The 16,430-nt window shown below is 67.7% G+C and carries 17 protein-coding genes; 15 read left to right on the top strand and 2 right to left on the bottom strand.

All coding sequences use genetic code 11. The features are described from left to right. The first annotated feature begins 230 nt into the window (after positions 1-230). The 9 genes from ACQ4MJ_RS12445 to ACQ4MJ_RS12405 all read left to right on the top strand — a co-directional run bounded on the left by ACQ4MJ_RS12445 (position 231) and on the right by ACQ4MJ_RS12405 (position 9,463). Positions 231-1,706, top strand: a complete 1,476-nt coding sequence (locus ACQ4MJ_RS12445; protein ID WP_431152470.1) for a benzaldehyde dehydrogenase — start codon at positions 231-233, stop codon at positions 1,704-1,706. Between the two features lie 75 nt (positions 1,707-1,781). Further along, entirely contained in the window at positions 1,782-2,549 is a 768-nt protein-coding gene (locus ACQ4MJ_RS12440) for a coniferyl-alcohol dehydrogenase (protein WP_431152471.1), read from the top strand. A 15-nt stretch (positions 2,550-2,564) separates the two neighbouring features. Next, complete coding sequence (locus ACQ4MJ_RS12435) at positions 2,565-3,488, top strand: alpha/beta hydrolase (RefSeq protein ID WP_431152472.1); 924 nt, start codon at positions 2,565-2,567, stop codon at positions 3,486-3,488. A gap of 155 nt (positions 3,489-3,643) precedes the next feature. Then, positions 3,644-4,564 (top strand): SphA family protein, encoded by a 921-nt coding sequence (locus ACQ4MJ_RS12430; protein WP_431152473.1) that lies wholly within the window; start codon positions 3,644-3,646, stop codon positions 4,562-4,564. A 31-nt stretch (positions 4,565-4,595) separates the two neighbouring features. Next, positions 4,596-5,939: an ABC transporter substrate-binding protein gene (locus ACQ4MJ_RS12425; RefSeq protein WP_431152474.1), complete on the top strand. Its 1,344-nt coding sequence runs from the start codon at positions 4,596-4,598 to the stop codon at positions 5,937-5,939. Between the two features lie 5 nt (positions 5,940-5,944). Next, entirely contained in the window at positions 5,945-6,721 is a 777-nt protein-coding gene (locus ACQ4MJ_RS12420; protein ID WP_233573362.1) for an ABC transporter ATP-binding protein, read from the top strand. Further along, positions 6,718-7,479: an ABC transporter ATP-binding protein gene (locus tag ACQ4MJ_RS12415; RefSeq protein ID WP_431152475.1), complete on the top strand. Its 762-nt coding sequence runs from the start codon at positions 6,718-6,720 to the stop codon at positions 7,477-7,479. The genes ACQ4MJ_RS12420 and ACQ4MJ_RS12415 overlap by 4 nt, the downstream gene beginning before the upstream one ends. Continuing rightward, on the top strand, positions 7,476-8,375 hold the full coding sequence (locus tag ACQ4MJ_RS12410) for a branched-chain amino acid ABC transporter permease (protein ID WP_431152476.1): 900 nt from the start codon (positions 7,476-7,478) through the stop codon (positions 8,373-8,375). Before ACQ4MJ_RS12415 ends, ACQ4MJ_RS12410 begins: the two co-directional genes overlap by 4 nt. Further along, complete coding sequence (locus tag ACQ4MJ_RS12405; protein ID WP_431152477.1) at positions 8,372-9,463, top strand: branched-chain amino acid ABC transporter permease; 1,092 nt, start codon at positions 8,372-8,374, stop codon at positions 9,461-9,463. Before ACQ4MJ_RS12410 ends, ACQ4MJ_RS12405 begins: the two co-directional genes overlap by 4 nt. A 28-nt stretch (positions 9,464-9,491) precedes the next feature. Here the strand turns inward: ACQ4MJ_RS12405 and ACQ4MJ_RS12400 are convergent, their stop codons facing one another. Beyond that, positions 9,492-10,373: a LysR family transcriptional regulator gene (locus tag ACQ4MJ_RS12400; RefSeq protein ID WP_431152478.1), complete on the bottom strand. Its 882-nt coding sequence runs from the start codon at positions 10,371-10,373 to the stop codon at positions 9,492-9,494. 121 nt (positions 10,374-10,494) lie between these two features. Here ACQ4MJ_RS12400 and ACQ4MJ_RS12395 point away from each other — a divergent pair, with 121 nt between their 5' ends. The 5 genes from ACQ4MJ_RS12395 to ACQ4MJ_RS12375 all read left to right on the top strand — a co-directional run bounded on the left by ACQ4MJ_RS12395 (position 10,495) and on the right by ACQ4MJ_RS12375 (position 14,737). Then, entirely contained in the window at positions 10,495-11,190 is a 696-nt protein-coding gene (locus tag ACQ4MJ_RS12395) for a class I SAM-dependent methyltransferase (RefSeq protein ID WP_055393594.1), read from the top strand. Between the two features lie 120 nt (positions 11,191-11,310). After that, positions 11,311-11,760: a hypothetical protein gene (locus ACQ4MJ_RS12390; protein WP_228894509.1), complete on the top strand. Its 450-nt coding sequence runs from the start codon at positions 11,311-11,313 to the stop codon at positions 11,758-11,760. Between the two features lie 44 nt (positions 11,761-11,804). After that, positions 11,805-12,221, top strand: coding sequence for a DUF2141 domain-containing protein (locus ACQ4MJ_RS12385; protein WP_431152479.1), 417 nt, complete (start codon positions 11,805-11,807; stop codon positions 12,219-12,221). Between the two features lie 25 nt (positions 12,222-12,246). Continuing rightward, positions 12,247-13,767: a carotenoid oxygenase family protein gene (locus ACQ4MJ_RS12380; protein WP_431153073.1), complete on the top strand. Its 1,521-nt coding sequence runs from the start codon at positions 12,247-12,249 to the stop codon at positions 13,765-13,767. A 94-nt stretch (positions 13,768-13,861) separates the two neighbouring features. Further along, positions 13,862-14,737 carry an alpha/beta fold hydrolase gene (locus tag ACQ4MJ_RS12375; protein ID WP_431152480.1) on the top strand — a complete coding sequence of 292 codons (876 nt, stop codon included), beginning with the start codon at positions 13,862-13,864 and terminating at the stop codon, positions 14,735-14,737. A 131-nt stretch (positions 14,738-14,868) separates the two neighbouring features. Here ACQ4MJ_RS12375 and ACQ4MJ_RS12370 read toward each other — a convergent pair whose 3' ends face one another. Further along, positions 14,869-15,258: a nuclear transport factor 2 family protein gene (locus tag ACQ4MJ_RS12370; protein ID WP_431152481.1), complete on the bottom strand. Its 390-nt coding sequence runs from the start codon at positions 15,256-15,258 to the stop codon at positions 14,869-14,871. A 144-nt stretch (positions 15,259-15,402) separates the two neighbouring features. Here ACQ4MJ_RS12370 and ACQ4MJ_RS12365 point away from each other — a divergent pair, with 144 nt between their 5' ends. After that, positions 15,403-16,383, top strand: coding sequence for an AraC family transcriptional regulator (locus tag ACQ4MJ_RS12365; RefSeq protein ID WP_431152482.1), 981 nt, complete (start codon positions 15,403-15,405; stop codon positions 16,381-16,383). Positions 16,384-16,430: the final 47 nt, after the last annotated feature.

The following is a 16,430-nucleotide window of genomic DNA, read 5'->3' as shown; positions in this document are numbered from 1 at the left end:
CAATCTTTGCAGTGCCATTTGTTTATGAATGGTAACTATTTGGTGACAAAAAGTCGCCCATGCCAGCCGTGTTTTGGCCTAGGGAAAGTCCGTAGCGCTCCCTCTCAAAAAGCCCGTGTTCCAGGCGTTTTGGGACTTGGTGGCAGGTGGGGCTGGTACGCCCGTTGCAATTTCAGACCACGCCGCTGCAGCCATGCGGTGGGTTTTGATTTCAACCAAGGAGCAATGCAATGGGTGTTTCAGAAAAACCAGGCCTGCTGGACAACCGCCTGTGGGCGGGCAAGGCCTTTGATGGTGCGTGGTCTACCGCGCTGAGCACGGCGCGTGACGCGGTCGAGCCCGCCACGGGGCAGGTGTTGAGCCGCGTGGGCATTGCCAGTGCGGCAGACATGCAGGCCGCCATTGGCCGGGCGCAGCAAGCACAGGCCGCGTGGGCGGCCACGGGGCCGCGCGAGCGTGCGGCGGTTTTCCACCGCGCGGCCAGCATTTTTGAGCAGCACTTTGACGAGCTGGCCATGACGGTGGCCCGCGAAACCGGCGGCATCGTGCCCAAGGGCCAGCACGAGGTGCGCGAGGCCATCACGCTGTGCCACCTGGCCGCAGCCTTGCCCATGCAGGCCCAGGGCCAGGTGCTGCCCAGCACGCCGGGGCGCCTGTCGATTGCGCGGCGCGTGCCGCACGGGGTGGTGGGGGTGATCTCGCCGTTCAACTTCCCGCTTATCCTGGGCTTGCGCTCGGTGGCCCCGGCGCTGGCGCTGGGCAATGCGGTGGTGCTCAAGCCCGACACGCGCACGCCAGTGAGCGGTGGCTTCATCATGGCCCGCGTGTTTGAAGAAGCGGGCCTGCCCAAGGGCCTGCTGCAGGTGGTGCCCGGCGATGCCGAGGCGGGCGAGGCGCTGGTGGTGGACGAGCGCGTGCCCATGATCGCCTTCACCGGCTCGCCCACGGTGGGCCGCCGCATTGGCGCGTTGGCCGGGCAGCATCTCAAGAAGGTGTCGCTGGAGCTGGGCGGCGCCAACAACCTCATCATTCTGGAAGACGCTGATCTGGACGCCGCCGCTAGCGCCGCCGCGTTTGGCGCGTGGTTCCACCAGGGGCAGATCTGCATGGCCTCCAACCGCATCCTGGTGCACGAGTCGATTGCCGAAGGCATCCTGCAGCGCATGGTGGGCAAGGCCACGCACCTGCCCGTTGGCGACGGTGCCAGTGGCCAGGTCGCCATGGGGCCGATGATCGACGCCAAGCAACTGCAGCGCTTCGACCAGCTCATCAAAGACAGCGTGGCCCAGGGCGCCAAGCTCGAAGCAGGCGGCACTTACGAAGGCCTTGGCTACAAGCCCACGGTGCTCTCGGGCGTCAAGCCCGGCATTCGTTCGTTTGACGAAGAGCCCTTTGGCCCGGTGGCCAACCTCGTCACCTTTCGCACCGACGATGAGGCCGTGCAGTTGGCCAACACCAGCCAGGGCGGCCTGGCTGCTGCTGTCATCAGCCCCAGCGTGGGCCGCGCCATGGCCATCGGCCAGCGGCTGCGCGCGGGCATGGTGCACATCAACGACCAGACAGTGAACGACGAGTGCACCAACCCTTTTGGCGGCCCTGGCGTGGGCGGCAACGGGGGCAGCGTGGGTGGTCCGGCGGACATTGATGAATACACGCAGTGGCAGTGGATCACCGTGAAGGACGCGCCACCCGCATTCCCGTTCTGACATCGCAAGCCCTGGGCGCGGCTTGGTCGCGCCGAGGGCTTGTGCCCCCACCACAAAAATCAGGAGACAACTTTCATGACCCTACACAACAAAACCATCGTCGTCACCGGCTGCTGCTCCGGCATCGGCGCAGACTTTGCCAAGCTTGCCCGCCAGCAGGGCGCCCGTGTGATTGGTGTGGACCGCAATGCGCCCACGCTCACGCTCGACGGCTTTGTGCAGGTGGACCTGGGCGACCCGGCCGCCATCAACGATGCTGTGGCGCAATTGCCTGCCAAGGTGGATGCGCTGGCCAACATTGCGGGCGTGCCGGGCACATCGCCCGCCGAGCTGGTCGGCCGCGTCAACTACCTGGGCCTGCGGCACTTCACACACCGCGTGCTGGAGCGCATGGGCGAGGGCGGTTCCATCGTCAATATCTCTTCCATCCTGGGGGCCGAGTGGCCCCAGCGCCTGGAGCAGCACCGCGCCCTGGGCGCCACCACCAGCTTTGACGAAGGCGCCAAGTGGCTGGCAGCCCACCCCGTGCCGCAGGAGACCTGCTACCAGTACTTCAAGGAAGCGCTGATCGTGTGGACCTACACCCAGTCGCAAAAGATCTTCCTGGAGCGCGGTGTGCGCATGAACTGCGTGGCCCCCGGCCCGGTGTTCACGCCCATCCTGGGCGACTTTGTGCAGATGCTGGGCCAGGAGCGCGTGGAGAAGGATGCCCACCGCATGAAGCGCCCGGCTTTCAGTGACGAAGTGGCGCCGGTGATCGCCTTCCTGTGCAGCGATGCGGCACGCTGGGTGAGCGGCATCAACCTGCCGGTGGATGGCGGGCTCGCCTCCACCTACCTCTGAGCGAAGGGGCCACACATGTCCGCACAACAGCTCCAGGCCATCTTGCAGATGGCCGCGCAAAACCCGCCGCCACCACAAGCCACCCCCGCGCAGCTGCGTGCGTGGTTTGACGCCAGCAACTCGCGAATGCCCCTGGCCCAGGGGCTTCCCATCCAGACGCTGCGCATCCCCAACGGGGCGGGCGGCACCATGGCGGCGGAGCTGCTGAGCACGCCGCAGGCGGACCCCCGCAGGCTGGTCATCTACTACCACGCGGGTGGCTTTGTGTTCGGCTCGCTCACATCACACCGGGCGCTGTGCTCGTACCTCGCGCAGTTCAGCGGTGCACAGGTGCTCAACGTGGACTACCGCCTGGCGCCGGAACACCCCGCGCCCGCCGCGCACGACGATGCGCTGGCGGCCTACCAGTGGGCGCTGGCCAACGGCTATGCCGCGTCAGCCATCGCGCTGATGGGTGACTCGGCGGGCGGTAACCTGGCCTTGTCCACTGCCGTGCGCGCCCGCAACCAGGGCCTGCCCCTGCCTGCGGCCATCGTGGCCTTGTCGCCCGCGCTGGACCTGGCGTCCGAAGGTGCGTCCCACCACACGGTGGACGACCCGTTCATCACGCGCGAGCTCATGGGCTTTTTCAACGCCATGTACGTGCCCGGTGGCGATGTGCGTTCACCCACAGTCACGCCGTTCTACAGCGCCGATCTGCAAGGGTTGCCCCCTGTGCAACTGCAAGTGGGCGGCTGGGAACGCCTGCGCGACGACGCCGTGACCATGGCCGCCCGCTTGAAGGCGGCGGGCGTGCAAGCGGACTGCACCGTGTGGGACGGCATGGTGCATTGCTGGCAGCTGTTTGCGCCCGCGCTGGATGAAGCGCTGGCCTCGCTGGAGCAGGCGGGCCGGTTCATTGCCGCGCACCAGCGCACGGCGGTGGCGGCTGCTGCATAGCGCAGCGGCGTCCTCCAACCCCAACCACCCCAAGGGCCGACGCATTGGCCGCGCCCCACCGGCACAGGCCGGGGCGCGAGCCTGCGCGCCACCCAGCCATGGCCTGCGCGGAGCCACAGAAAACCGATCGACATAACAACGAGGAGACAAACGACATGAAAACACTGGAGAGACTGAAAGCATCGCCCCCCAAGACAAGCCGTCTCGCCGCGCTGGCCCTGGCCAGCACGCTGGGTGCAGCGGCGTTCGCCACCGAGGGCGGGGGCTCCACCTACCCGCTGGGCACTGAGAACTTCGTGGCAGGCGCTGCGCCGCCGCCCGGGCTGTATGTGCTGGAGTACCTCAACTACTACACCACCAGCCGCGTGAACGATGGCCAGGGCAACGCCGTGCCCATCCCCGGCTTCAAGGTGCGTGCCGCCGCCGCTGCCACACGCGTGATCTGGATCACGCCCCAGCAGGCGCTGGGTGGCCATGTGGCGGCCCACGCCATCTTCCCGCTGGTGGACCTGTCGGTGCGCGCCGGGGGCGCGAGCGATTCGCGCACCGGACTGGGCGATGTGACGGTGGGGGGCTCGGTGGCCTGGCACCACTCCCCGCAGCTTCACAGCGTGCTGGGGCTCGATGCCGTGCTGCCCACCGGGGCGTATGACCGCACGCGCCAGGCCAACATTGGGCGCAACTACCTGTCGCTGCAGCCCCTGGGCGTGCTGACCTGGATGGACCCCAGCGGCTTCAACGGCGACTTGAAGGCCACCCTCAACTTCAACCGCACCAACAGCGACACCAACTACCGCTCGGGCCGTGAACTCATCGTGGACTACGCCGCAGGCTGGGGCCTGGGCAATGGCTGGGTAGTGGGTGTGGGCGGCTATGTCTACCGGCAGTGGAGCGACGACAAGGTGGGCGGTGTGGCGCTGGCGGGATCGCGTGGCCGCAGCCAGTCCATCGGCCCCTCGGTGCGCTATGCCAATGGCAAGGGCTGGCTCATCACCGCCAAGGTGGAAAAGGAGTTCGGCGTGCGCAACCGCGCCCAGGGCTCGCAGTTCTGGCTCAAGACCACCATCCCTTTCTGAACCCCGCAACCGATCGCTGGAGAACTTCACCATGACAACCAACACCCCTGAATCCACGGTGCCCGCCGCAGACGCTGCGCAGGCCGCATCCCCCACCATCTCGCGCCGTGGGCTGATCGCTGCTGCAGGCGCTGGCAGCCTCGCACTGGGTGCCCGCCCGCTATGGGCCCAGGCCGCAGGCGCCGCGCCCGTGCTCAAGGTCGGCTTCATCAGCCCCCGCACCGGCCCGCTGGGCGCGCTGGGCGAAACCGACACCTTCATCCTGGCCCAGGTGCGCAAGACGCTGGCTGCAGGCCTGACCATTGGCGGCGTGAAGTACGCGGTGGAGATCCTGGACCGCGACACGCAGTCCGACCCGGCCCGCGCGAGCCAGCTGGCCAAGGCGCTGATCAACAGCGACAAGATCGACCTCATGCTCACCACCACCACACCCGAAACGGTGAACCCGGTGTCGGATGCGTGTGAGGCGGCGGGCGTGCCCTGCCTGTCTACGGTGATGCCGTGGGAGGCCTGGTACTTTGGCCGGGGCGCCAAGCCCGGCGCGCCATCGCCCTTCAAGTGGACGTACCACTTCTCGTTTGGCGGCGGCAGCTTCACCACGTCGTACACGTCGCAGTTCGCGGCGTTGCCCACCAACAAGAAGATCGGCGTGCTGTACCCCAACGATGCCGATGGCAACGCGATTCGCGCCACGCTGGCGCCTGAGCTGGCCAAAGCGGGCTTCACCGTGGTGGACGCAGGGCCGTATGAGAACGGCACCACCGACTACTCTGCACAGATCGCCAAGTTCAAGGCCGAGCGCTGCGAGATCTTCAACACCTTCCCCATTCCGCCGGACTTCGCCACCTTCTGGCGGCAGGCGGCGCAGCAGGGCTACACGCGCATGGTGAAGATCGCGCAGATCGCCAAGACGGGCCTGGTGCCCTCGCAGGTGGAGGCCCTGGGGCCGCTGGCGATCAACCTGGGTGCAGGGTGCTTCTGGCACAAGAGCTTTCCCTACGCGTCAGCGCTCACAGGCCTCACGGGCGTGCAGCTGGCCGATGCGTACGAGGCCAGCACCGGCAAGCAGTGGACACAGATGCTGGGCTCCACCATGTCGCTGTTCGATGCAGGCACCGAGGCGCTGAAAGCCAGCACCAACCCGCGCGACAAGGCGGCGCTGGCCAAGGCCATCAGCACGCTCAAGGCCACCACCATGCAAGGCCCGGTGGACTTTGCCAAGGGGCCTGTGCCCAACGTGTCGGTGACACCGGTGGTGGGCGCGCAGTGGGTCAAGCCCGCAGCGGGCAGCAAGTTCAAGCTCGACCTCCTCGTCACCGAGAACGCCACCGACCGCAACATCCCCGTGGCGGCGGCGCTCAAGTCCTACAGCTGATCTCCATGCGACTTCCACAACCCCTTTGGAGCCCGTCAGCGGGCGGGCCGCAGCAGCAGCCGTTGCTGCTGCAGGCGCAGGGCATCGACATGCGGTTTGGTGCGCTCAAAGTGCTGGACCGGCTCGATTTTTCAGTGGGCAGTGACGAGGCCGTGGGCATTGTCGGGCCCAACGGTGCGGGCAAGACCACGCTGCTGAACGTGTTGGCCGGAGCGTATGCGCCAAGCCAGGGCGCCGTGTGGTTCCAGGGTGTGGATGTGAGCGCCCGCAGCGCGGCAGACCGCTGCCGCGCAGGCATCGCACGAACGCACCAGGTGCCTCGGCCGTTCCTGGGCATGACGGTGTTTGAAAACGTGCTCACCGGCGCCACGCATGGCGCGGGCCTGCACGCCCGCGATGCGGGTGACCGGGCCATGGAGTGCCTGCGCCTGTGTGGCATGGAAGCGCTGGCCAATCGCCGTGCAGAGACGCTGGGCCTGCTCGGCCGCAAGCGGCTGGAGCTGGTGCGGGCGCTGGCCACCGGCCCCCAGGTGCTGCTGCTCGACGAGATCGGCGGCGGGCTGACCGATGCTGAGGCCAGTGAACTGGTGGACCTGGTGCACACCCTTCGCAGCCAGCGCATCGCCATCGTCTGGATCGAACACATGGTGCATGTGCTGCTGCAAGTGGCAACGCGCCTGGTGTGCATGGACGGCGGACGGATCATTGCCAGCGGCGACCCGCAGGCCGTGCTGAACGATGCCACCGTGGTCGAGGCCTATCTGGGCGGGGTGGTCGCATGAGCGCTTTGTTGAGCATTGAGGGCCTGAACGCCCACCACGGGCAGCTGCCTGCCGTGCGCAATGTGTCGCTGCAGGTGCACACGAGCGACGTCCTGGCCCTGGTGGGGGCCAACGGCGCGGGCAAGACCACGCTGCTGCGCACGCTGGCCGGCGCCCACCGCGCCAGCAGCGGCACGGTGCGGTGGGAGGGCGTGGACATCACGCGCCTGCCCGCCCACCAACGCGTGGCCGAGGGCCTGGCCCTGGTGCCCGAGGGGCGGCGCCTGTTTGCGGGCATGACGGTGCGCGAAAACCTGCTGGTGGCCCGCGCGGCGGGGCGGCGCGGGCAGTGGAGTTTTGACACCGTGCTGGACGCTTTCCCGCAGCTGGCCCCCAAGCTGAATGCCAAGGCGGGCGAACTGTCGGGCGGGCAGCAGCAGGCCGTGGCCATTGGCCGTGCGCTCATGACCAACCCGCGCGTGTTGCTGCTCGACGAGGTCTCGCTGGGCCTGTCGCCCCTGGCCGTGCAGGGCGTGTACGACGCGCTGCGTGGCGTGGTGGGGCAGGGCACTACGCTGGTATTGGTAGAGCAGGACCTGCAGCGCGTGCAGGCCGTGGCCAGCCGCATCGTGTGCATGCTGGAAGGCAGCGTGGTGGCCGATGCGCCCGCCGACCAGCTCACCCGCGCGCAGATCACCGCGTTTTACTTTGGCGCGCAGCGGCCCGAGGCCGCCCATGACGTCAGCAACGTCCGCCATGCCCACAAGGAGGCCGCATGAACCTTCTCAATCAGATCGTCCAGGGCCTATTGCTCGGCGGCTACTACGCCTTGCTCGCCTGCGGCCTGTCGTTCATGTTCGGGGTGATGCGCATCATCAACCTGGCCCACGGCAGCCTGACCGTGGTGGCGGCATACCTGCTGTGGGTGCTGGCCGAGCCGATGGGCTGGCACCCGTTGCTGGCCCTGCTGGCGGTGGTGCCTGCCATGGCGCTGCTGGGCTGGCTGCTGCACAAGCTGGTGCTGGAGCGCAGCGCGCGCCTGGGCGCCCTGGTGCCGCTGCTGGCCACGTTCGGCCTGGCCAGCGTGATCGACAACGTGTTGTTCCAGCACTTTGGCGCCGACACGCGTTCACTGGCCACCTCCATCGGCACGCTGGCGTACAACAGCTGGGAGCTGCCCGGCGGCCTGTATGTCGGGCAGCTGCCCACCTTGGTGCTGGTGCTGGCGGTGCTGCTGCTGGGCGGGTTGCACGCCATGCTGGCGCACACGGCGCTGGGGCGGCAGATCCGCGCAGCGTCGGAAGACGCCGACACCGCGCGCCTTGTGGGCGTGCGCACCGGTACGGTGTTTGCGGCGGCCTCGGCCATCACCATGGTCACCGTCACGCTGGCCGGGGCGTCGCTGGCCCTGCGCGCCACGTTCGATCCGTTCTCGGGCCCGCAGCAACTGATCTTCGCGTTCGAGGCCGTGATCATCGGCGGCGCCGGATCGCTGTGGGGCACCTTGCTGGGCGGCGTGGTGCTGGGAGTGGCGCAGAACCTGGGGGCGCAGGTGCATCCCCAGGGGTTTCTGATCGCCGGGCACGCCACCTTTTTGGTCATCCTGTTGGCCCGGCTCTACGCGAGCGGTGCGCTGCGCAGGTTCTTCTCCTCCCGCCGCAGGGCTGTGCCATGACTGTTCCAACGATCTCTGTTCCCTCCGCAATCACGGGCCCATCCCCATGGGTCATCCAGCGCTGGACGCGCGCTTCCAGCGCCTTCGCCAGCGCCACCGTGCTGCTGTTGGCCGTGCTTTGCCTGGGCCCACTGTGGCTGCAAGCAGGCACGGTAGACCGGCTCACTACGTTGTTCATCTACGTGATCCTGGCCGTGATGTGGAACGCTTTGGCGGGCTACGCCGGACTGGTGTCGATTGGTCACCAGGCGTTCTTTGGCCTCGGGGCCTACGCCATGGTGCGGCTGGCCGATGCGGGCCTGGGCCCGTACCCGGCGCTGCTGGTGGGCGCTGTGCTGGTGGCCTTGGTGGCGGTGCCGCTGGCGGCTTTCATGCTGCGCCTGCAGGGCGGCGAAATTGCGATCGGCATGTGGGTGGTAGCGGCGCTTGCGCACCTGTGTGTGAACCTCGACAGCCTGGTGCAGGGCGAGACGGGCACCTCGATGATCGCGCTGCAGCAGTACGCGGCCGACGACCGGCGTGCCTATACCTACTGGGCGGCTCTCGCTGCGATGGCGGGGCTGTGCTGGGTGGTCTTCCTGCTTTTGCGCAGCAAGGTGGGCACGGCCGCGCAGGCGATTCGTGACAACGAGGTGGCAGCCATCTCGCTCGGCGTGCGCGTGGTCGCCATCAAGCGGCTGGTGTTCGTGCTGTCGGCGTTTGGCTGCGCCCTGGCCGGCGGCCTGTGGCTCGCCACGTCCATCAGCTTTCAGCCCAAGACCTATTTCAGCGTGCAGTGGACGGCCTACATGATCTTCATGGTGTTGGTGGGGGGGATAGGCACCATGGAAGGCCCCATCCTCGGCGCGCTGCTTTTCTTTGCGGTAGAGACCGTGTGGGGCGGGCAGGGCGTGCTCTACCTCATCGGCCTGGGCGCCATTGCCATGCTGTTTGCGCTGTTTTTGCCCAAGGGCATATGGGGGGCGGTACAGCAGCGCTGGGATGTGCATTTGCTGTCGGCGGGGTACCGGGTGCGCTCGCGGGCGCCGCACAGGGGCGATGCAGGACAGGCCACGGCGGGGGCGGGCACGAGCGAGGGGCACCCATAGGCGCTACCAGCCCTGGCCGGTGTCGCGCTCAGTCCTCATCCAGCAACCCCTCCGCCAGCGCCTCAAACACCACCCGAATCCGCCGCGAGGTGCGCAGCTCGCGGTGGGACACCAGCCAGATGGGAAAGCGCACTGGCGGCAGGTCGTCCAGCACCCGGACCATGCCCGGCGTCTTGCGCGCGATCTCGGTCATCATGGCGCCGATGCCCATGCCCTGGCACACCAGCGCCCAGTGGGCCACGGTGTGGTCGGAATAGCAGCTGAAGTTGTCTTCGCTCAGGTTCAGCCCGTGCAGGCGCAGGTACGCCAGGTATTGGCCATTGCGGTCTGAGCCCACAAAGGGCAGGCGTGCGGCCTCCTGTGCGTTGCGTGGATGGCCGTGGGCCCGGACCCAGTCCTCTGAGGCGTAGAAGTAGGCCTGTGCCTCACGGATCAGGCGGGCTATCAGGTCGGGCTGCTCGGGCTTGACGTGGCGGATGGCAATGTCGGCCTCGCGGCGCAGCAGGTCGCTCAGCGCGTTGGACGAGATCACTTCGACGGCAATGCCTGGCTCCTGCGCGCGCAGGCGCTGCACGATGGGCGGCAGCAGGTAGGCGGCCACGGCGTCGGTGGCCGACACCGACACCACGCCCCCTACCGCTTGCGACCGCCCGCTAGCCGCCAAGCCCAGCGCCTCGGCGGCAGCGCCCATGGCGCGGGCGTGTTCCAACAGGTCCAGCCCCGTGGGCGTGAGCACCATGGCCTTGCCCACGCGCTCGAACAGCGTCACCCCCATCTGCTGCTCAATGGCGGCCACCTGCCGGCTCAGGGTGGGCTGGGTCAGGCCCAGCTTGCGCGCGGCGGCAGACAGTGAGCCGGTCTGGGCCGTTTGCAGAAAGGCTTTTAGCTGATTCCAGTCGAGGTTATCCATGCGTAAACGTATATGTTCACTGCAATTTACCGCAGTTTCCTGCGCTTCAATGCATGGATAGCATCCGGGTGTTGCTCCTTCCTGCATTCCACCGCGTCAGCACTTCCCCCGAACCGTATCCATGTCTTTGCCCGCCATTGCTCCCGCCTCCAGCGCTTCTCCCTCTGCGGTCCGTTCGGCTGCGGCATCCCAAGCGCGGTTTTGGGACCGCATCGCGCCCAAGTACGCAGCCGACCCCATTGCCGACCTGGCGGGGTATGAGGCCACACTGCAGCGCGTGCAGGGCCTGCTGTCCACCCAGCATGACGTGCTGGAGATTGGCTGCGGCACGGGCAGCACGGCGCTGCGCCTGGCGCCTTTCACCCGCAGCTTGCTGGCCACCGATGTCTCGCCCGCGATGATTGCCATTGCCCACCAGCGGCTGGCCGCGCAGCCCTCGCCACAGCTGAGTTTTGCCGTGGCCGACGCCGAGGCCGCGGCCTTTGGGCAGGCGGCGTACGACGCGGTGCTGGCCTTCAACGTGCTGCACCTGGCGAGCGACCTCGACGATGCGCTGAAGCAGGTGGTGCAGGTGCTGCGGCCGGGTGGGTTGCTGATCTCCAAGACAGCTTGCCTTGCCGAGATGAACCCGCTGATTCCCTACCTGGCCGTGCCGCTGATGCGCGCCATTGGCAAGGCCCCGCCCGTGCTGTGTTTTGGCGAACAGCGGCTGCAGTCGGCCATGGTGCAGCAGGGCCTGCAGATCGTCTGCGCCGAGCGGCATGGCACGCGCGGCAAGGACATCCGTGCCTTTGTCGTGGCCCGCAAACCGGGCTGATTTTTCCTCCTCCTTTCACCGCAACGCATGCGGCCCTTTTGGGGACGCAGGGAGTTGTTTTGCCTGCTGGTTCTTGCCGAGCCGTTTTGTTCATTCCCCATTGATCCCAAGGAGCCTGTCATGTCTGTTTCTTCCCATTCATCGCACCGCACCCGCTTTGTTCGCTGGTCTGCGGGGGCGCTGACCCTGGCGCTCTTCGCCGGTTGCGCTTCCACCCTCGACCAGTCGGGCCTGGAGCAGCGTACGGCGCAAGCCATCGGGCGGACTGCCGACCAGTTCACCATCACCGATCGCCAGGAGGAAACCGGTGGCCGGGTCAACTACACCGTCAACACCCGCGACGGCGCCACCTACCGGTGCTACGTGTACGGCGCCACAGGCTTTCAGAAGGCCATGAGCTTTGGGCAAACACCCCATTCCGACGCCATCTGCACAGCCATGGTGGGCAGCAAAAGCGGTAGCAGCAGCCCTGCAGCCGCAGCGCCGGCAGCAGCCACGGCGCCTGCCGCCCGTGGCCGCAATGCCAGCCCCGAGTGCAACGCCTTGCTGAAAGCGGCCGGGCGGTGCTGATGTTTGCGCTCCCACCTTCCACGCAGCCCCGTACGCAGAACGCCATGAAGGTGATCCACACCACCCTGTTGATGGTTGCGGCCTGGCTGCCCCTGGCGGCCAGCGCGGCGGACCTGCGGGTTGCCGTGACCGACGGCCCCGCTGCGCCAGCCACGCTCTACCTGGCCGTGTTTGACTCGGCCGATGCATTTGCCAGCAACCAGGCCGTGGTCTCGCAAAAGATCGAACTGCGCGACGGTGCCGCGCAACTGGTGTTCAGTGGCTTGCCCGCCGGGCGCTACGTGGTCAAGTCGTTTGCCGACGAAAACGGCAACGCCAAGCTGGACACCAACCTGCTGGGCCTGCCCACAGAGCGGTATGGCTTCTCCAATGACGCCCGGGGCCGCATGGGCCCGCCCGGTTTCGACGCGGCGGCCGTGCCGCTGGATGCCGACCACAGCATCACCATCCGCCTGCGCTGACCCCCCTGGAGGCGTCCTCATGTCCATCCATCGCCGTGATCTGGTGCTGCGGCTCATGGCCGCTGGCGGCGGCCCCTTGCTTGCGTCCCTGGCATCCCAGGTGCCCCGCGCGGCGCACGCGCAAGCGTCGTCCCCCAGCTGGCACGCCCAGTTCGAGGCGTCCGAGGCGCCGTGGAAGCCGGCGTTTGCCACTGCGGCGGCAGACATTCCTCTGACCGCCGCCTCGGTGCGCGGGCGCTTCCCGGATGCCGTGGCGGGCACGTTGTACCGCGTGGGCCCGGCGGGCCACGACCTGGGCGGAGAGCGTTACCAGCACTGGTTTGACGGCGACGGGATGGCCCACCGTTTTGTGATCGGCGGCAACACGGTGCACCACCAGGGCCGCTATGTGGCCACCGCCAAGCGGCTGGCTGAAGTCCAGGCGGGCCGCAGGCTGACCGAAGGCTTTGGCACCGTGTTCCCGGGCCGCGAGCCACCCAGCTCGCCCGACAGCATGAACACCGCCAACATCAGCATGCTGCCTGTGGGCGACGATGTGCTGGCGCTGTGGGAGGGCGGATCGGCCACGCGCCTGGACCCCCGCACGCTGGAGACCCGGGGCCTCAAGACCTGGCGCGCAGACCTGGCAGGCGTGCCCTTCTCGGCCCACCCTCGGGTGGAGCCCGATGGAACGATCTGGAACTTTGGCGTGGACGCCCACCACGGCCTGTTGCTGCTGTACGAAATCACGCCTGCAGGGGCGCTGCGCCGCGCCGATGCGTTCCCGCTCAGCCACATGCCCATGGTGCATGACTTTGCGGTCACGGCCGGGCACCTCGTCTTTCTGCTGCCTCCGCTGGTGTACGACGCGCAGCGCCGCGTGGCCGGGGCGAGCGTGCTGGACGCGCACCAATGGCGCCCCGAGCTGGGCATGCGTGTGCTGGTGGTCAACAAGCAGGACTGGAAGCGGCAGCAGATGTTCCACCTGCCTGCGGGCTTCCTGTTCCACCTGGGCAACGCCTGGGAGGAGCAAACCGCCAGCGGCACGGTGATTCATCTCGACTACGCGCGCGCCACCGACGCATCCGGCGTCCTCACCGACACGCGCGAGGTAATGCGCGCCCGGCTGGCGGGCTCGGCAGGCCCGGTGCTGACGGTGGCCCGCCTGGATCTGCACACCGGCCAGGCCACGCAGGCCAGCCTGGGTGTGGAGGCGGAGTTTCCGCGCATCGACCCCCGGCGGGTCGGGCAGCGGCACCGCCAGGTCGTCCATGCCACCGGCACCCAGGGCGGCCTGCCGCTGTGGGGCGCCATTGCCTCCACCAACGTAGAGAGCGGCGTGTCGCAGCGCTACCGCTACGGCCCCCACACCATCGTGGAAGAGCATGTCTGGGTGCCCGACGCGCGCGGCCCCGGCTGGGTGCTGGGCACCGCGCTGGACTACGCCCGCAAGCAAACCCTGCTGTCGTGTTTTGCCGCCGACGCGCTGGCCGAAGGCCCCGTGGCGCAGGCCACGCTGCCGTATGCGCTGCCGCTGGGGCTGCACGGCGTGTTTGTGGCGGCCTGATGTGCAGCCTTGGCGCGCCCCCGGCAGGTTTGCAAAAGCCCTGGCTTGCACCGGCAGATGGGGCGGCTTCACTCAACAAAATGGTCAAGGCGAAATGAAAAGATGGCGGTGGGTGGGCTTGTGGTTGTCCGTGTGTCTGGCGGGCTGTGCCACCGTGCCGGGCGTGGTCACCGACACGGCGGGCGGCCGCACGGTGGAACATGCCCTGGCCGGGCAGGGCGCACCGGTGGTGGTGTTCGAGAACGGGCTGGGGGCAAGCCTCGATTGGTGGGCCAAGGTCTGGCCCGACACCGTGCAGGAGACCACCGCGCTGGCCTACAACCGCGCAGGCTACGGCCACAGCGAGGCATCGCCAGGCCCCCGCGACGGCGCCCATGTGGTGGAGGAACTGAGGGCGCTGCTCCAGGCACGCAAGCTGCCGCCGCCCTACGTGCTGGTGGGCCATTCGCTGGGCGGCTTGTACATGCAGCTGTTTGCGCGCCAATACCCCGGCGAGGTGGCCGCGCTGGTGCTGGTGGACTCCACCCACCCCGACCAGATGCGAGGGGCTGGCAACCCAGACCTGTGGCCGACATGGCTGAAATTGGTCTTCCGCCTGAGCACCTCTGACGTGGTCAAGCAGGAGCTGGCAGCGCTGGATGCCACCGGGCAACTCGTTGCCAGCCTGCCGGTGGACCCCGCTGTGCCCGTGTTTGTGCTCAGCGCGTTGCGCACCCCGGGGGCTTCACCTGCGCTGGCCGACGATGTGCACCGAAAACGCGCTGACATCGCGCATCTCTATCCAGGCTCCACCCAGGTGTGGGTGGACAGCGGGCACGGCATCCCCCTGGAGAGGCCCGAGGCGGTGGTGCAGGCGATTCGCGATGCGGTGCAGGCCGCCCGCGCGCCCCGCGTTACTGCGCCGGGATGCGCGCCTGCGGCAGGCGGGTTGCCGGGTGCGTGCGCACAGGGCGTGCAATCTGGTGGGTAATTGTTTGCTATAAATTGGATAGCTAACAATGAATACAGACGGGCGGTAAGCACCTTTTTGACTCAAAAAACCCGCGTTGCCTGCCCCAAGCCGGTGGCTAGGGCGCACAGGCAAGGGCAGGCCGTGTGCCGTCACTGGCCCCAGAACGCGTCTTCCTGCGCCGGATTGCTGGAGAACAGGCGGACCTCGACGATCTTTCCATCCACGATGCGCAGCAGATCCACACCCGCCTGCTGGAGCGTGAGGCCGTCGCGCTCGCCAGCAAACTCGATGCTCACGGCCACCCAATCTCCGTTGGCCATGTAGTGGTCGGCCCGAGTGATCGCAAACGTCCCTTTCGACACGGCCATCATCTCGCCCAGCATCTGGCCCACGGCGGCCATGCCACGGTGCGTGCCCGAGAACTGGTTGTGGCCCGGCTGGTGCCAAACCACGTCGGGCGAGATGACGCGGCCGAGGGTGGCCTGGTCGCCGGTTTGTGCGGCTTGGATGTAGGTTTTGGCGATTTCAATGGCGTGCATGGGGATTCCTTGGTGGTTTTGGGGCAACGCCCCTTGTGGCGCTGTGAGGTCATTGTTGGACAATCAAAGCCCCCGCAGGCGGTGAAAATGGGGCGATTCACTGTCACTTCAGGACAAACCCCTGCGCCCCGCCGTTGCTGACCCATGACCCCACGCCACCACAAGCCCGCCGCAGCCCGCCACCCCGACATCCAGCACCTGAGCTACCAGCCCGAGGGGCTGTACCCGCTCGACCTGGAGATATTCCGGGTGTCGGACCTGCGGCAACGGGTGGGCGGCGAGGCGCTGGCGTCCACCTACCGCTACGCCTTTCCGACCCTGATCTTTGTGACGCAGGGAACCTGCCTCCACCTGGCGGACTTCGAGCACGTGCGCTGCGGCCCGGGCTCGGTGTTGGTCCTGCGGCCCGGCAAAGCCCACAGCTTTGGAGACACCCAGGACTGGGACGGGTGGATGGTGCTGTTCCGCCCCGAATTTCTGTGGGCAGCGGCCCCCGCCGCGCAGGCGCAGACCCCGATCGACGGGCTGGACGGCCTGCCGACCGCGTGGGTTCTGGGCAGCGACAGCGCGCAGGTGATTGCCCACGCCATTGCGCAGATGCAGCAGGACACGCAGACCCACGCCGCATCGCTGCATGCCCATGCCCTGTTGCGCTACCAGCTCTATGCCTTGCTGATGCGGCTGCGCATGGCGCACGAGCAGCAGTCCGCGCAGAGTGTTCCCCCGGGGCGCGCGCTGCAGAGATTCAAGGCGTTTGAGTTGCTGGTGGAGAAGCACTTTGCCACCTGGCACCAGCTGCCCCGGTATGCACAGCAGCTGGGCTGCTCCGAGAAAAGCCTGGTGCGCGCGTCGCTGGAAGCAGCCGGTGTCACACCCAAGGCCTTCATCTCCACCCGCGTCGTTCTGGAGGCCAAGCGCCTGCTGGCCCACACCACCTGGCCGGTGGCGCGCATTGCAGAGAGCCTGGGCTACAGCGACCTGGCGAACTTCGCCAAGTTCTTCAAGCGGGAGGCGGGGTGCACCCCAACCGAATTTCGCAGCAGGCAGACGGCCAATCAGCAGGGGATGGCGGGGCGCCTGCAGGCAACGGCTTCGCTCCCGATTCCCCCACGGTCCACAGCCTGAACGGCCCGGCCGACGCGCCGGGGCATGCCCTGCCCGAGACACGCGGC

It is taken from the genome of Acidovorax facilis (assembly GCF_050626955.1).
Taxonomy (GTDB): domain Bacteria; phylum Pseudomonadota; class Gammaproteobacteria; order Burkholderiales; family Burkholderiaceae_C; genus Acidovorax; species Acidovorax facilis.
The sequence above is the reverse complement of the archived record's forward strand: the minus strand, read 5'-3'. Positions and strand labels throughout refer to the sequence as shown.

What these genes read in the sequence shown, in the direction of transcription:
- ACQ4MJ_RS12385 (WP_431152479.1), top strand. Translation starts at nt 11,805, where the DNA reads ATGAAGGTGATCCACACCACCCTGTTGATGGTTGCGGCCTGGCTGCCC.
- ACQ4MJ_RS12435 (WP_431152472.1), top strand. Translation starts at nt 2,565, where the DNA reads ATGTCCGCACAACAGCTCCAGGCCATCTTGCAGATGGCCGCGCAAAAC.
- ACQ4MJ_RS12410 (WP_431152476.1), top strand. Translation starts at nt 7,476, where the DNA reads ATGAACCTTCTCAATCAGATCGTCCAGGGCCTATTGCTCGGCGGCTAC.
- ACQ4MJ_RS12420 (WP_233573362.1), top strand. Translation starts at nt 5,945, where the DNA reads ATGCGACTTCCACAACCCCTTTGGAGCCCGTCAGCGGGCGGGCCGCAG.
- ACQ4MJ_RS12415 (WP_431152475.1), top strand. Translation starts at nt 6,718, where the DNA reads ATGAGCGCTTTGTTGAGCATTGAGGGCCTGAACGCCCACCACGGGCAG.
- ACQ4MJ_RS12375 (WP_431152480.1), top strand. Translation starts at nt 13,862, where the DNA reads ATGAAAAGATGGCGGTGGGTGGGCTTGTGGTTGTCCGTGTGTCTGGCG.
- ACQ4MJ_RS12445 (WP_431152470.1), top strand. Translation starts at nt 231, where the DNA reads ATGGGTGTTTCAGAAAAACCAGGCCTGCTGGACAACCGCCTGTGGGCG.
- ACQ4MJ_RS12405 (WP_431152477.1), top strand. Translation starts at nt 8,372, where the DNA reads ATGACTGTTCCAACGATCTCTGTTCCCTCCGCAATCACGGGCCCATCC.
- ACQ4MJ_RS12395 (WP_055393594.1), top strand. Translation starts at nt 10,495, where the DNA reads ATGTCTTTGCCCGCCATTGCTCCCGCCTCCAGCGCTTCTCCCTCTGCG.
- ACQ4MJ_RS12370 (WP_431152481.1), bottom strand. Translation starts at nt 15,258, where the DNA reads ATGCACGCCATTGAAATCGCCAAAACCTACATCCAAGCCGCACAAACC.
- ACQ4MJ_RS12400 (WP_431152478.1), bottom strand. Translation starts at nt 10,373, where the DNA reads ATGGATAACCTCGACTGGAATCAGCTAAAAGCCTTTCTGCAAACGGCC.
- ACQ4MJ_RS12425 (WP_431152474.1), top strand. Translation starts at nt 4,596, where the DNA reads ATGACAACCAACACCCCTGAATCCACGGTGCCCGCCGCAGACGCTGCG.
- ACQ4MJ_RS12390 (WP_228894509.1), top strand. Translation starts at nt 11,311, where the DNA reads ATGTCTGTTTCTTCCCATTCATCGCACCGCACCCGCTTTGTTCGCTGG.
- ACQ4MJ_RS12365 (WP_431152482.1), top strand. Translation starts at nt 15,403, where the DNA reads ATGACCCCACGCCACCACAAGCCCGCCGCAGCCCGCCACCCCGACATC.
- ACQ4MJ_RS12430 (WP_431152473.1), top strand. Translation starts at nt 3,644, where the DNA reads ATGAAAACACTGGAGAGACTGAAAGCATCGCCCCCCAAGACAAGCCGT.
- ACQ4MJ_RS12440 (WP_431152471.1), top strand. Translation starts at nt 1,782, where the DNA reads ATGACCCTACACAACAAAACCATCGTCGTCACCGGCTGCTGCTCCGGC.